This is a genomic window from Streptomyces sp. ATCC 21386, from assembly GCF_018728545.1.
In the GTDB taxonomy this organism is placed as follows: domain Bacteria; phylum Actinomycetota; class Actinomycetes; order Streptomycetales; family Streptomycetaceae; genus Streptomyces.
This window is the reverse complement of record NZ_JAAVVL010000001.1, coordinates 4,045,610-4,058,526: the sequence shown is the minus strand read 5'-3', so window position 1 is coordinate 4,058,526 and position 12,917 is coordinate 4,045,610. Positions and strand designations below refer to the sequence as shown.

14 protein-coding genes and 1 riboswitch are annotated in these 12,917 nt (G+C 72.7%); of the genes, 10 read left to right on the top strand and 4 right to left on the bottom strand.

The genetic code is table 11. From position 1 onward, the window contains the following. Positions 1–83: 83 nt before the first annotated feature. A complete protein-coding gene (locus GWK25_RS17795) occupies positions 84–1,178 on the top strand; it encodes an ABC transporter permease (protein ID WP_215451288.1) in 1,095 nt (364 codons plus the stop codon). A gap of 143 nt (positions 1,179–1,321) precedes the next feature. Here the strand turns inward: GWK25_RS17795 and GWK25_RS17790 are convergent, their stop codons facing one another. Continuing rightward, on the bottom strand, positions 1,322–1,600 hold the full coding sequence (locus GWK25_RS17790) for a type II toxin-antitoxin system Phd/YefM family antitoxin (protein WP_215451285.1): 279 nt from the start codon (positions 1,598–1,600) through the stop codon (positions 1,322–1,324). A 133-nt stretch (positions 1,601–1,733) separates the two neighbouring features. Here GWK25_RS17790 and GWK25_RS17785 point away from each other — a divergent pair, with 133 nt between their 5' ends. The 4 genes from GWK25_RS17785 to GWK25_RS17770 all read left to right on the top strand — a co-directional run bounded on the left by GWK25_RS17785 (position 1,734) and on the right by GWK25_RS17770 (position 4,400). Then, on the top strand, positions 1,734–2,390 hold the full coding sequence (locus GWK25_RS17785; protein ID WP_215451281.1) for an ATP-dependent Clp protease proteolytic subunit: 657 nt from the start codon (positions 1,734–1,736) through the stop codon (positions 2,388–2,390). Between the two features lie 7 nt (positions 2,391–2,397). Continuing rightward, positions 2,398–2,715 carry a hypothetical protein gene (locus GWK25_RS17780; protein ID WP_215451278.1) on the top strand — a complete coding sequence of 106 codons (318 nt, stop codon included), beginning with the start codon at positions 2,398–2,400 and terminating at the stop codon, positions 2,713–2,715. Positions 2,716–3,079: 364 nt separating this feature from the next. Further along, positions 3,080–3,291: riboswitch (cyclic di-AMP (ydaO/yuaA leader) on the top strand. Between the two features lie 3 nt (positions 3,292–3,294). Further along, positions 3,295–3,768, top strand: a complete 474-nt coding sequence (locus tag GWK25_RS17775) for a C40 family peptidase (protein WP_045562372.1) — start codon at positions 3,295–3,297, stop codon at positions 3,766–3,768. A 77-nt stretch (positions 3,769–3,845) separates the two neighbouring features. Beyond that, positions 3,846–4,400, top strand: coding sequence for a DUF6328 family protein (locus GWK25_RS17770; protein ID WP_215451275.1), 555 nt, complete (start codon positions 3,846–3,848; stop codon positions 4,398–4,400). Here the strand turns inward: GWK25_RS17770 and GWK25_RS17765 are convergent. Then, positions 4,372–4,830, bottom strand: coding sequence for an ATP-binding protein (locus tag GWK25_RS17765; RefSeq protein ID WP_215451272.1), 459 nt, complete (start codon positions 4,828–4,830; stop codon positions 4,372–4,374). The two genes, GWK25_RS17770 and GWK25_RS17765, sit on opposite strands and share 29 nt — an antisense overlap. Before the next feature lie 248 nt (positions 4,831–5,078). On the opposite strand from GWK25_RS17765, the gene GWK25_RS17760 reads away from it, so the two are divergent. Then, the gene (locus GWK25_RS17760; RefSeq protein WP_215451268.1) at positions 5,079–5,939 is read left to right on the top strand and encodes a helix-turn-helix transcriptional regulator; all 861 of its coding nucleotides are present in this window, start codon (positions 5,079–5,081) and stop codon (positions 5,937–5,939) included. A gap of 9 nt (positions 5,940–5,948) precedes the next feature. Beyond that, on the top strand, positions 5,949–6,173 hold the full coding sequence (locus GWK25_RS17755; protein ID WP_215451265.1) for a DUF397 domain-containing protein: 225 nt from the start codon (positions 5,949–5,951) through the stop codon (positions 6,171–6,173). A 57-nt stretch (positions 6,174–6,230) separates the two neighbouring features. On the opposite strand, the gene GWK25_RS17750 is transcribed toward GWK25_RS17755, so the two are convergent. After that, entirely contained in the window at positions 6,231–7,361 is a 1,131-nt protein-coding gene (locus GWK25_RS17750; RefSeq protein ID WP_215451263.1) for an 8-amino-7-oxononanoate synthase, read from the bottom strand. A 195-nt stretch (positions 7,362–7,556) separates the two neighbouring features. On the opposite strand from GWK25_RS17750, the gene bioB reads away from it, so the two are divergent. The 3 genes from bioB to bioD are packed head-to-tail and all read left to right on the top strand — an operon-like array spanning position 7,557 to position 10,852. Next, positions 7,557–8,807 carry a biotin synthase BioB gene (gene bioB / locus GWK25_RS17745; RefSeq protein ID WP_215451259.1) on the top strand — a complete coding sequence of 417 codons (1,251 nt, stop codon included), beginning with the start codon at positions 7,557–7,559 and terminating at the stop codon, positions 8,805–8,807. Further along, positions 8,800–10,113 carry an adenosylmethionine--8-amino-7-oxononanoate transaminase gene (locus tag GWK25_RS17740; RefSeq protein WP_215451255.1) on the top strand — a complete coding sequence of 438 codons (1,314 nt, stop codon included), beginning with the start codon at positions 8,800–8,802 and terminating at the stop codon, positions 10,111–10,113. The genes bioB and GWK25_RS17740 overlap by 8 nt, the downstream gene beginning before the upstream one ends. A 19-nt stretch (positions 10,114–10,132) precedes the next feature. Further along, entirely contained in the window at positions 10,133–10,852 is a 720-nt protein-coding gene (gene bioD, locus GWK25_RS17735; protein ID WP_215451247.1) for a dethiobiotin synthase, read from the top strand. Positions 10,853–10,935: 83 nt separating this feature from the next. On the opposite strand, the gene GWK25_RS17730 is transcribed toward bioD, so the two are convergent. Further along, positions 10,936–12,917 (bottom strand): helix-turn-helix transcriptional regulator (locus GWK25_RS17730; protein WP_215451244.1); only part of this gene is annotated, 1,982 nt, incomplete at its 5' end.

The window sequence follows — 12,917 nt, the reverse complement described above, 5'->3', positions numbered from 1 at the left end:
ACGTTCCTTCTTGACAAGCGCGACTCCCGGGAGCATGGTGAACTCAAGAAAAACGAACGATCCTTCTTTTTAAGGAGACCCAGATGTCCGCCCCGTCCGCTGCATCCACCGCGGCCCAGGCCACGGGCACAGGCACAGGCACCACCCCCGCCGCAGCCACCCCTTCCACCGGCGCGGCGACCCCGGGCCACTCGGTACCTCCCGGCCGCCGCATGGTCGCGATCGTCGTCCTGGTCCCGCTCGTCGCCGCGCTCGCGCTCTGGGCCTTCGCCTGGCCAGGCGCCCGCACCGCACCGCGCGACCTGCCGCTCGGCGTGGCCGGACCGGCGGCCGCCGTCACCCAGGTCGAACAGCAGCTCGAGCAGCGGGACGGCGCGTTCGAGATCCATCGCTACGCCGACGAGGCGGCCGCCCGGGACGCGATCGAGGGCCGGGATGTATACGGCGCGGTGGTCGTCTCCCCGGCCGGGCCCAAGCTGCTCACCGCCTCGGCCGCGAGCCCGATGGTGGCCCAGTTGCTGCAACAGGCCGTGACGGAGCAGGCCGCGCAGGAAGGCGCCCGGGTGACGACCACCGACGTGGTGGCCGGCCCGGCGAACGACCCGCGCGGCGCGGTCTTCGGTTCGAGCGTGCTGCCCCTGGCCCTGGCCGGCACGGCGTCCGGCGCCATGGTCACCCTGCTCGGGCTGCGCCGGGGTCGTGCGGCGGCCGCGTTGATCGGGGCAGCCGCGCTGGTCGGGGCCGTGGCCGCCACCCTCGCCGACAGCTGGCTCGGTGTGCTCGGCGGTCACTGGTGGGCCGAGGCCGGCGCGCTGGGCCTGGCGACCCTGGCCGTCGGCGCCACGGTGGCCGGGCTCGCCGCGCTGCTGGGCAGGGCGGGCCTCGGTCTGGGTGCCCTGCTGATCGTGTTCCTCGGCAACCCGTTCGCGGGCGCTTCCTCCGCGCCCCAGATGCTCCCCGAGCCCGCGGGCGCCCTCGGCCAGCTCCTCCCGCCCGGCGCCGGGGCGTCGCTCCTCAGGTCGGTGTCCTTCTTCGACGGCGCCGGCGCCCTGGCCCCGGCCCTGGTGCTGACCGCGTGGGCCGTCCTCGGTCTGACGGCGATCCTCCTGGGCGGCCCGCGCGAGCGCCGCACCCGCCCCGCCGAGCGGCGCGCCCCGGGGCCGAGCCCGGCCCGCTGAGTGCACCGGCGACCGCTCCCCACACCGGCCGTGCGCCCCCGCTGTAGCGGACGGGGGCGCACGGCCTTTCGGTTGCCGGTCCTCTGCGTGTACGCGGGAAGCGACCGCCGACCGGGCCCAGCCCACCGCTCGTTTCAGGAGTCCTACGAAGCCCCCGGCCCCCGGTGCTCGGCGGCGATGCCGAAGCGCTGCTGTTCCCGTGCCGTCGGCGCGACCTCGCGCACTCGGGAGACGGCACTGATCACCGGCTCGTCGGCCGGCTCCTGGAGGGCTTCGAGCTGCTCCAGGTCCGCCGCGGAGACCAGGGCGACGAGGGGCTTGCCGTGCCGCGTCACGACGACGCGCTCGCCGCCGTAGACCACGCGGTTGATCAGATCGGCGAGCTCAGCCCTGGCTTGCGTCACCGGAATCTCGTAGGCCATGGAGTCCAGCTTAGACCGGGCGCCTCGCGCCGCCCCGAGCACGGGATCCCGCTCCGGCCGACCGAAACACCTCCTCCCTGCTACGTACGTCCTGTACATTTTTTACAGAAGTCGATCAGAGGAGGCGTGTCCCATGCCAGCGAACCGCGTGCCCGCGAACCGACCGTCGGCCCGTCATGTGCTGCCCGAGTTCACCGAGCGCACCAGTGCGGGTCACCGAACGATGGATCCGTACGCGAAGTTGCTCGAAGAACGGATCGTGTTCCTCGGGACGCAGATCGACGACACCTCGGCGAACGACGTGATGGCGCAGTTCATGCACCTCGAACACCAGTCGCCGGACCGCGACATCTCGCTGTACATCAACTCGCCCGGCGGCTCGTTCAGCGCGATGACGGCGCTGTACGACACCCTCCGCTTCGTCACCTGCGACGTGGAGACCGTCTGTCTGGGCCAGGCGGGCTCGGCCGCCGCGGTGCTGCTCGCGGCGGGCACGCCGGGCAAGCGGTTCATGCTGCCCGGTGCGCGCGTACTGATCCACCAGCCGGCGGTGGCCGACCGGATCGAGGGGCAGGCCAGTGATCTGGCGATCCAGGCGGAGGAGTTGACGCGCAACCGCCGGAAGCTGGAGGAGATGCTCGTCCGGCACACGGGCCGGAGCCCGCAGCGGATCAGCGCCGACATCGAGCGGGACACGTTCCTGGACGCGGAGGCCGCGGTGGAGTACGGCCTGGCCGATCGGGTGATCCCGAGCCACAGGGCCTCGCGTGCGCCCCGCGGCGCGAGGTGAGCCGTCGATGCTCCCACCGGAACTGCCGCCGTTGCCCGCGCTCACGCGCGCCGAGGCCGAGCTGATCGACCGTTACCTGGATGTTCTGGATCTGCTCGGCCGGATCAATCCGGCCCGACCGGGCGACACCTACCGCGGGTTGCGCGCGGCGCAGGCTCTCGTCGCCAAGGCGACCGCACTGCGCGACGCGCTCGAACTGATGCACAGGCGCGGGGAGCACGAGGTGCACGCCTCCACGCTCGCGCGCGCCCTGAGGGTGCTGGACGGCGAGCGGCGGGCGGGTCGGGTGGCCCTACCGCCGGAGCCGGAGGACTCACCCGCCTAGGTGCACCGACCGGAGAGGTCGGTACGCGCCTGAACCGATCCCGGGCCGCTTGCCGTACTACTGACGGAGCGTCCGGTCCAGGTTTCTCACCGTCCGGACGGCCTACCGCGATCGACCCATCGGCCCATACGTCGCGAAGACCTGTGAAGTTGCGCAACATGCCTGGAACCGGGCCGGAATATGCTATTCCGGTGCTGGTGCGGACGTCCTCGACCGCCTGGACACAACAGCCGAAAAGGGCCTGTCCACCCGAACGGGTGAGTGGTGAGTAAGACCACAAATCCCCGGTTCCGTTGGGATTTTCGGACGTCCGTACGCCAAGATCCCTTCCTGACGACAAGCCCCCGCCGCAGCGGCGGGGCGATCCGGGTGGACGCCGAGTCCTGCCGCTACCCGGATGACCGGTCGACAGAAGTGCATCGGCAGGAGTGGAGGACCCAAGCACGACGGGTCGCCGGAACGGTCAAGCCATGACCGCGCCGAGCAGCCCTTGGGGTGAAGCCGCGTCAGCGGCCGGGCAACTTCGCCAGCCCGAATCCGACAGGTCATCCTTCACAGGCGGCTGACGAAGGGTTGCGCATGACTGCGCTGAATCGTGTCCCGTCGCTGTTGACCCGGGCCGGCACGGCCTCGGCTCTGACCATCGCCGCTGTCAGCGGCAGCATCGTGGTCCCGGGCGCCGCATCCGGCGCCGAGGCCGCCACGGTGGCGTCGAAGGCACTCAAGGTCGCGGCTTCCAAGAAGGGCTCCCCTTACAAGTACGGCGCCGTGGGCCCGAGCAGGTTCGACTGCTCAGGGCTGACGCTCTACTCGTTCAAGAAGGCGGGCAAGAAGCTGCCCCGTACTGCTCAGCAGCAGTACAACAAGACGAAGCACATCTCCGCGAGCAGCCGCAAGCTCGGAGACCTCGTCTTCTTCCACTCGGGCTCGAACGTCTACCACGTCGGTATCTACGCGGGGAAGGGAAAGATCTGGCACTCGCCGAAGACGGGTGACGTCGTCCGGCTGCAGAAGCTCTGGACGAAGAACGTCTGGTACGGCCGGGTCCGCTGACCCACCGTCGGGGGCGGCGGAGAGCTCCGCCGCCCCCGACGGGCGTGCGACCGGCGGTTTTGGATACACGTTCGACCATGGCCGACGAACGCACCCGCCCCGCACGCAACGAGACCCCGCTCGAACGCGCCGACCGCAATTTCTCCGAGCTGCTGCAGGAGTTGCGCGTCACCCAGACCGGGGTGCAGATCCTCTTCGCGTTCCTGCTGACGTTGGCCTTCACCCCGCGCTTCCCGGACCTGGACGACGTGCAGCGCGCCACGTACGTCATCACCCTGCTGCTCGCGGTCCTCGCGGCGACGCTCTTCACCGCCCCGGCCGCCCTGCACCGCTCGCTCTTCCAGCAGAACGCCAAGCCCGTCATCGTCCAGGTCTCGTCGCGGCTGGCCACCGCGGGCCTGATCGTGCTGATGCCGGCTTTCACCGGATCGGTCCTGCTCGTCGTGGACGTGACGCTCGGCCGGAAGGCAGGGATCGCCGCCGGGGCCGGCACCTTCCTCGTGTGCCTGGGCCTGTGGGCCGTCCTCCCGAAGCTGGTGGGCCGCGTCTCCGACCGCTACGGCTCGACTCCGACCACGCCCCCGGACACGGACCGGGAGGCTGTCACGTCTCCTGCGGACCGCCTGCGCTGACCGGCTGCGCCGGGACCGTCCAGGGGAGTTCGATCGCCACCGTCTTGCCGCCCTCCCGGGTGGGTCTGACGCTGAGCCTGCCCCCGCACTCGGCGGTCAGCCAGCGGATGATGACCATGCCCCGGCCGTTGTCCTGCTGGACGGCGGCCGGGAGCCGTTTGGGAAAGCGCGGATGGCTGTCGGTGACGCCGATGTGCAGCTGCTCGTCCCGGTCCAGGGCGATGTCCACGGTGAAGGTGGGCGACTGACCGAGGGTGTGCTGGACGGCGTTGGTGGCGAGCTCGGACACGATCAGGCGCACGGTGTCCCCGATGTCGGTGTCGCCCGGCAGACCCCATTCGGCGAGCACCCCGGCGACGTAGTTCCGGGCGGTGGACACCGAGGCGGGATCGCTCGGCAGAGTGACGGATGCTTCCAGGTGATCTGCCATGGCGAGGCGTCCCTTTCCCACGGGACCGGATGTCCGACAGGGAGCGGATGGTTCGACTACGGTCCCGGACTGGTGCTTCGCGCCAGACTGCCACTACCTGGGCCGTCTCGGGTGGCGATCCACCAAGATATGCATATATCTGTCGCTCGAAGCGGTGAACTATCCGACGGCCGACCGTATTTCGGTGGGGGTTTCGTCCATCCTCTGTCGTCACCCCGACTTCGCGCGCCGGGCGGAAGGAGAATCCCATGCAGTACGGTCCGGCGGTGCGCCGCCGAAGGCTCGGTGCCGAGTTGCGTGTCCTGCGCACCCGTTCCGCGCTCACCAGCATCGAGGCGGCCCATCGCGTGGGCTGGCACCAGTCCAAGGTGAGCCGGATCGAGACCGGCGCGAGCGGGGTGAAGCCCGCGGACGTACGCAAGCTCCTGGACGCGTACGGGGTCTGCGACGCCGAATTACGGGAGCTGCTCCTGGCGCTGGCGGGCTCCGAGGACGGCGGCGGGCGGCACAACTGGTGGCACGCGTACCGGGGCGTGCTGCCGCCGACGTACCGGGACTTCATCAGCCTGGAGTCGCAGGCCGGGGGGATGCGGACGCTGGAGACCTCGGTGGTGCCCGGCCTGCTGCAGATTCCCGAGTACGCGCGGGCGGTGACCCGGGCCGCGGTGGAGGGGCTGGAAGACGACAAACTCGACGCGCTCGTGGAAGTGCGGCTCGCGCGGCAGGAAGTGCTGCGCTCGAACCCGCCGCTGGAGCTGAGCGCCGTGCTCGACGAGGGCGTTCTCCGACGTGAGGTGGGCGGTCCCGAGATCATGGCCCGCCAGCTGGGCCGGCTGGTCGAGGCGGCGCGACTGCCTCAGGTGCGACTGCAGGTGCTGCCGTTCACTGCCGGGGCGCACATCGGCGTCACAGGCCCTTTCGTAATTTTCTCATTTCGGAGCAGATCCGATCTGGACGTGGTTGTTCTCGACCACTTGACGAGTAGCCTCTACCTCGAACGGAAAGAAGACCTCAAGGCGTATGTCGAGGCCTTCAACGCCCTTCAGATCCACGCCCTTTCGCCCGAGGACTCGTTGGATTACATCGCCGGGCTAGCCGCCGGCGCGTAAGGAGGCACCATGTCCGCACTGCCTCGGAACGTACCCACCAGTACCGAACTGCACGGAGTGCGATGGCTGCGCAGCAGTCGCAGCACGGGGATGAACAACTGCGTGGAGACGGCCCGTCCCGCGTCCGGCCGCTGGGCCGGCCTGGTGGCCGTACGCGATTCGAAGAACACGGCGGGGCCCGCCCTGCTGTTCGACCCCGACTCCTGGGAGGGATTCATCACCACGCTTCGGTGACCACCGCCGACAGCGTTCGTACTTCCGCTTACGGCGACGCTCGGCCCTGACGCCGACTCACGGCCGCGTATCGCCGATGATCCCCACGGCTCGGTCGATCTGCTCCCGCGTGAGATCCGCGCGGGCGGTCAGCCGCAGCCGCGAAACGCCGTCCGGTACGGACGGTGGGCGGAAACAGCCGACGGCGAGACCCGCCGCACGGCAGTCCGCCGCCCACCGCACCGCCTGATCCGGCGACGGCGCGCGTACGGAGACCACGGCGGCGTCGGGCCGCACCGCTTCATGGCCCGACGCCGTCAGCCGTGCGTGCAGCTCCCGCGCCACCTCACGGGCCCGTGCCGCGCGCTCCGGCTCACGGCGCAGCAGCCGGAGCGCGGCGAGCGCCGCGCCGGTCGCCGCGGGGGCGAGGCCCGTGTCGAAGATGAACGTCCGGGCCGCGTTGACCAGATGGTCGATGACCTTCGCGGGGCCGAGCACCGCCCCGCCCTGGCTGCCCAGCGACTTCGACAGCGTGACCGTCACGACCACGTCGGGGGCGCATGCGAGCCCCGCCGCGTACGGCGCCCCTTGGCCTCCTTCGCCGAGGACACCGAGGCCGTGCGCGTCGTCCACCAAGAGCCCGGCGCCGAACTCACGGCAGGCGGCGGCCAGTCCGGCCAGCGGGGCGGCGTCGCCGTCCACGGAGAACACCGTGTCGGAGACGGCGACGGCAGGCGCACCGCCGCCCGCGGCGAGCGCCTTGCGGACCGCCTCCGGGTCGGCGTGGGCCACGACCTGGGTGGTGCCCCGGGCCAGCCGGCAGCCGTCGATGAGGGAGGCGTGGTTGCCCGCGTCCGAGACGATCAGGGAGCCGTGGGGGGCGAGCGCGGTGACGGCGGCGAGGTTGGCCGCGTAGCCGGAGGAGAAGACGAGGGCGGCCTCGAAACCGCAGAAGTCGGCGAGTTCCCGCTCCAGCTCGCCGTGCAGCTCGGTGGTACCGGTGACGAGCCGGGAGCCGGTGGCGCCGGCGCCCCAGCGGCGCGCGGCCTCGGCGGCGCCCTCGGTGATCTCGGGGTGCCGGGCCAGACCCAGGTAGTCGTTGCTCGCGAGGTCGAGGAGCGGCGAGTCGGCGGGGCGGGGGCGCAGGGTCCGCACCAGCCCGGCCCGGCGGCGCGCCGAGGCCTGCTCGTCGATCCAGCCGAACGCCATTGGTCCTCCGGTTTGATGTGCGGCCCGCAGCACCCGGCCGTCGTGGACGGCTCGGCGGGGGCTTTTGTAGGCAGTGCACAGACACTAACGGCCGGACCAGCCGCCCACGATGTGGCAATACCCACACGTCGATCCCACTCTGTTGTCCGAAGCCTCCTTGGCCGGGAGCGGTCCCGTAGGACAGGATCGGCTCTCATGGACCTGCTGAACACGCTGGTGGACAAGGGGCTCCGGCGAGAGCCGCTGAGCCGTGCCGAGGCGCTCGCCGTTCTCGGCACCTCCGACGACGAGCTGTTGGACGTGGTGGCCGCGGCCGGAAAGGTACGCCGGCACTGGTTCGGGCGCCGGGTGAAACTGAACTACCTGGTGAACCTCAAGTCGGGCCTGTGTCCCGAGGACTGTTCCTACTGCTCGCAGCGGCTCGGCTCGACCGCCGGCATCCTCAAGTACACCTGGCTCAAGCCGCACGAGGCCTCCGAGGCCGCCGCGGCCGGGCTCGCGGGGGGCGCCAAACGGGTCTGTCTGGTGGCGTCCGGGCGCGGCCCGACCGACCGGGACGTGGACCGGGTCTCCGACACCATCAAGGCGATCAAGGACGGCAACGAGGGCGTCGAGGTGTGCGCCTGTCTCGGTCTGCTCTCCGACGGCCAGGCGGAACGTCTGCGGGAGGCGGGCGCCGACGCCTACAACCACAACCTGAACACGTCCGAGGCGACGTACGGCGAGATCACGACGACGCACACGTACGCCGACCGCGTGGACACGGTCCAGAAGGCGCACGCGGCCGGCCTGTCGGCCTGCTCCGGGCTGATCGCGGGCATGGGCGAGAGCGACGAGGACCTGGTCGACGTGGTCTTCTCGCTGCGCGAACTGGACCCGGACTCCGTGCCGGTGAACTTCCTGATCCCGTTCGAGGGCACCCCGCTGGCCAAGGAGTGGAACCTGACCCCGCAGCGCTGTCTGCGGATCCTGGCGATGGTGCGGTTCGTCTGCCCGGACGCCGAGGTGCGCATCGCGGGCGGCCGCGAGGTCCATCTGCGCACGATGCAGCCGCTCGCCCTGCACCTGGCCAACTCGATCTTCCTCGGCGACTACCTCACCAGTGAGGGCCAGGCGGGCAAGGCCGACCTGGAGATGATCGCGGACGCCGGGTTCGAGGTGGAGGGCACCGACCAGGTGACGCTGCCGGGGCACCGGGCGACCGCGGCCACCGGTGGGGGCTGCGGGTCATCAGCGGGCGCCGGGTGCGGCTCGCACGCCGGGGGCGGTTGCGGGTCGCACGAGGACGAGGCCGGGGGCGCGGGTTGCGGTGCGCACGCGGGGGGCGGTGTGTGCGGTTCCGCCGACGGGGCCCCGGCCGCCGCGAGCCCGGTCGGCGAGGCCCGTACGGATCTGGTGGCCGTACGCCGCCGGGGCGCCGGAACCGATCTCGCGCCCAATGCCTGAGCTGCCCGGTCCGAGCGTGCCCGGGTTGTCCGGACTGAGCGTGCCGGAGCTGGTGGAGCTCGACCGGCGGCATGTGTGGCACCCGTACGGGCCCATGCCGGGCCGGCAGGAACCGCTCGTCGTGGAGTCGGCGAGCGGGGTCCGGCTGAAGCTCGCGGACGGTGCGGGCGAGCTGGTCGACGGCATGTCGTCGTGGTGGTCGGCGATCCACGGCTACAACCACCCCGTCCTCAACGAGGCGGCGCGCGAGCAGCTCGGCCGGATGAGCCACGTCATGTTCGGCGGGCTCACCCACGAGCCCGCCGTGCGGCTGGCCAAGCACCTCGTCGACATGTCGCCCGACGGTCTGGAGCATGTGTTCCTCGCCGACTCGGGGTCGGTGTCCGTCGAGGTCGCGGTCAAGATGTGCCTGCAGTACTGGCGCTCGCTCGGCCGCCCCGACAAGCGGCGGCTGCTGACCTGGCGCGGCGGCTACCACGGCGACACCTGGCAGCCGATGTCGGTGTGCGACCCCGAGGGCGGGATGCACGAGCTGTGGCAGGGCGTCCTGCCGCGGCAGGTGTTCGTGGACCCGCCGCCGGCCGAGTTCGACGAGGCGTACGCGCAGGCGCTGCGCTCGGCGATCGAGCGGCACGCCGGCGAGCTGGCGGCCGTGATCGTGGAGCCCGTGGTGCAGGGGGCGGGCGGGATGCGCTTCCACTCCCCCGCGTATCTGCGGGTGTTGCGCGAGGCGGGCGACGCGCACGACGTGCTGCTGGTGTTCGACGAGATCGCCACCGGGTTCGGGCGTACGGGGGCGCTGTTCGCGGCGGACCACGCGGCGGTGACGCCGGATGTGATGTGTGTCGGCAAGGCGCTGACCGGCGGTTATCTGACCCTGGCGGCGGCGTTGTGCAACGCCAGGGTGGCCGACGGGATCTCACGGGGCGAGGTGCCGGTGCTGGCCCACGGGCCCACCTTCATGGGCAACCCGCTGGCGGCGTCCGTCGCCTGTGCCTCGATCGAGCTGCTGCTGGGCCAGGACTGGCTCGCGGAGGTCAAGCGGATCGAGACGGGGCTGCGGGAGGGCCTGGCGCCGGCGCGCGAGATGCCGGGCGTGGCGGACGTACGGGTCCTCGGCGCGATCGGTGTGGTGCAGCTCGACCATGCGGTGGACATGCGGGCGGCCACGGCGGCCGCCGTGCGTGAGGGCGTGTGGCTGCGGCCGTTCCGCGACCTCGTCTACACGATGCCGCCGTACGTCACGGGCGACGAGGACGTGGCGCGGATCGCGCGCGCGGTGTGCGTGGCGGCCGCGGCGGGATGACGGAACGAAAGAGGGCGACATGACGGTCCTGGTGGTCACGGGGACGGGCACGGAGGTCGGCAAGACGGTCACCACGGCGGCGGTCGCGGCGGTCGCCGTGGCCGCCGGCCGCTCGGTGGCGGTGCTGAAGCCCGCGCAGACGGGCGTACGGCCGGACGAGCGCGGCGACGCGGACGAGGTCGGCCGGCTCGCGGGTGCCGTCACCGTCCGTGAACTGGCCCGTTATCCGGAGCCGTTGGCTCCGGCGACCGCCGCGCGCCGCTCGGGCCTGCCGCCGGTGCACCCGGAGGACGTCGCCGAGGCCGTGGCCAAGCTGACGACCGACCACGACCTGGTGCTGGTCGAGGGCGCGGGCGGGCTCCTGGTCCGCTTCGACGAGGCGGGCGGCACGCTGGCGGACACGGCCCGGCTGCTGGGGGCGCCGGTGCTGCTGGTCGCCTCGGCGGGGCTGGGCACGCTGAACACGACCGAGCTGACCGCCCGCGAACTCGCCGTGCGGGAAGTGGAGTTGGCGGGTGTCGTGATCGGCAGCTGGCCCGAGGTCCCGGACCTTGCGTCGCGGTGCAATCTGGCGGATCTGCCGGTGGTCGCGGATGCGCCTCTGGTGGGGGCGGTGCCCGCGGGGGCCGGGGCGTTGCCCCCGGCCGTCTTCCGGGCGGCGGCCGGGAGTTGGCTGGCGCCGGCGCTGGGCGGGGTGTGGGACGCGGTGTCCTTCGGTGCCACCGAGGGCGCGCCGTAGGGGCCTTGTGGCGGGTCTTCGACGTGTACGTCGTGGCTGGTCGCCGCAGTTCCCCGCGCCCCTGAGGGGGCGCGCCGCCGCTCTCAGCTTTCCGTCTCCCCCAGCAGCCTCACCAGCTCGATTCTCGATCTGATGCCCAACCGGGAGAACACGCCCCGCAGATGGTGGTCGATCGTGCGCGGGCTCAGGAGCAGCCGCGCGGCGATCTCCCGGTTCGTCGCTCCCTCCGCCGCCATGCGCGCGATCACCAGTTGCTGTGCGGTGAGGCGGGTCGCCAGGGCCTCGGCGGTCGGTGCCGCGGTGGCGCGCTCGCCGAGGGCCCGGAGTTCGGCGCGGGCCTGGGACGCGCAGTGCGGGGAGCCGAAGTGGTCGAAGGCCTCCAGGGCGCTGTGCAGCCGGTCGCGGGCCTCGGTGCGGTTGCGGAGCCGCCGCAGGGCGCTGCCGAACAGCAGTTCCGTACGGGCGCGTTCGAAGTCGCGGGTGCCGGAGGCGTGCAGGTCGAGTGCGGCGCGGTAGTGCTCGACGGCTTCCTCGCCGGTCGCGAGGAGGGCCCGGCAGCGGGCGCTGAGCGCGAGGTCGTCGGCGCTGCGGACGGTGCGGGCCCAGCGGTCGTAGTCGGCGTGCGCGGCGACGGCCACCCGGGTGTCGCCGGTACGGACGGCTGCCTCGACGTAGTGCGGGGTGGCGAGGTGCCGGACGGCCCGGTGGCCGTGCCCGGGGCCGAACCCGGCGAGGGCGCGCAGCCGGGCGGCCGAGGCGGCGTACCGGCCGGTGCTCAGGTCGAGGAAGGCGAGGGCGAACATGGCGAGCGCCGCGGGCAGTCCGAGGCCGCGTTCCAGGGCGTGGCCCCGGGCGGACTCGGCGCGCTCCCGGCAGACCTCCTCGTCGCCGGTGATGGCGGCGAACATCGCGAGGGCGGCCTGGAGGTGGCAGGCCCCGTTGTCCTGCCCGGTGGCGTACGCCTGGCGCAGCGCGTCCACTGCGGCGGCCTCGGCGGCTTTGGGGCGGCCGGTCCAGAACTCGGCGTAGGCCCGGAACTCCATGGCCTGCGGCACGGTCGCCGTCTCGCCGCAGGCCCGCGCGGCCGCGGCGGCGCGGGCGGTGGCGGTGCAGGCGCGGGTGTGGTCGCCGAGGAGGAGGGCGGCGATCCCGGAGTGGATGAGCTGGGTGGGGTCGCCGCCGGGACCGCAGCGCCCGGCGGCGGCTTCGAGGACGTCGCGGGCGTCGTCGTAGCGTCCCTCGAACGCGGCGGTGAGGGCGCCGAGGGTGCTGGGCGGCAGGATGCCGAGCCCGTCGGCGACGGCAGCGGCCTCGCGGCAGCGGCGGAGGTCCCCGGTGTAGATGGCGGCCTCGGTGGCTCGGGCCAGGAGGTGGGAGGCGCGGTCCGAGGTGTGGTCGCCGACGTGCCGGACGGTGGCGGTGAGCAGGGCGTCGAACGCCTCGGCGGCGTTGCCGGCGCGCAGGGCGAGCAGTCCCGCGAGGGCGTCGTCGTCGGTGGCGGCGACGAGACGGCGGGCCCGGTCGCCGTCGCCGGACTGCCAGGCCTCGGCGGCGGCCCGCGCCAGCAGGGGCGCCCTTTCGGCCGGTTCGGGGGTGAGGCCGGCGGCGCGTTCGGCGAGGGCGGAGGCGAGGGCGGGGTCACCGATGGCACGTGCCACCCGTGACGCGAGACGGAGCTCGGCGGCGAGCCGACGGCTGGGGCCGAGAGCGGCGGCGGCCCGGTGCCAGGACCGGCCGGGTCGCTCGCCCTCGCCGCTGAGGACGGCGGCGAGGAGGCGGTGGGCTTCGCGCCGGTCGGCCGTGGACGCGGACTCGTACACGGCGATCCGGGTCCAGGCGTCCCGGAAGACGATGCCCTGGGCGGTGGTGTGCGCGAGGCCGGCCGCCTCCGCCGTGTCGAGGGGGCGGGTGTCGAGGCGGGCGGCGGTGACGGCGCGCGCGTAGGCGTGCGTCGCCACCGGGTACTGGTCGGCGGCGGCGAGGAGCAGCAGGAAGCGGGTGTCGTCGGGCAGGGCCCGTACGTCCCGCCGGTGGCTGCGCAGGAGGGTGGGGGCCAGGGCGCCGT

Coding starts and splice junctions, on each gene's coding strand:
- bioD (WP_215451247.1), top strand. CDS start 10,133: ATGACGGTCCTGGTGGTCACGGGGACGGGCACGGAGGTCGGCAAGACG.
- GWK25_RS17795 (WP_215451288.1), top strand. CDS start 84: ATGTCCGCCCCGTCCGCTGCATCCACCGCGGCCCAGGCCACGGGCACA.
- bioB (WP_215451259.1), top strand. CDS start 7,557: ATGGACCTGCTGAACACGCTGGTGGACAAGGGGCTCCGGCGAGAGCCG.
- GWK25_RS17755 (WP_215451265.1), top strand. CDS start 5,949: ATGTCCGCACTGCCTCGGAACGTACCCACCAGTACCGAACTGCACGGA.
- GWK25_RS17775 (WP_045562372.1), top strand. CDS start 3,295: ATGACTGCGCTGAATCGTGTCCCGTCGCTGTTGACCCGGGCCGGCACG.
- GWK25_RS17750 (WP_215451263.1), bottom strand. CDS start 7,361: ATGGCGTTCGGCTGGATCGACGAGCAGGCCTCGGCGCGCCGCCGGGCC.
- GWK25_RS17790 (WP_215451285.1), bottom strand. CDS start 1,600: ATGGCCTACGAGATTCCGGTGACGCAAGCCAGGGCTGAGCTCGCCGAT.
- GWK25_RS17740 (WP_215451255.1), top strand. CDS start 8,800: ATGCCTGAGCTGCCCGGTCCGAGCGTGCCCGGGTTGTCCGGACTGAGC.
- GWK25_RS17780 (WP_215451278.1), top strand. CDS start 2,398: ATGCTCCCACCGGAACTGCCGCCGTTGCCCGCGCTCACGCGCGCCGAG.
- GWK25_RS17765 (WP_215451272.1), bottom strand. CDS start 4,830: ATGGCAGATCACCTGGAAGCATCCGTCACTCTGCCGAGCGATCCCGCC.
- GWK25_RS17785 (WP_215451281.1), top strand. CDS start 1,734: ATGCCAGCGAACCGCGTGCCCGCGAACCGACCGTCGGCCCGTCATGTG.
- GWK25_RS17760 (WP_215451268.1), top strand. CDS start 5,079: ATGCAGTACGGTCCGGCGGTGCGCCGCCGAAGGCTCGGTGCCGAGTTG.
- GWK25_RS17770 (WP_215451275.1), top strand. CDS start 3,846: ATGGCCGACGAACGCACCCGCCCCGCACGCAACGAGACCCCGCTCGAA.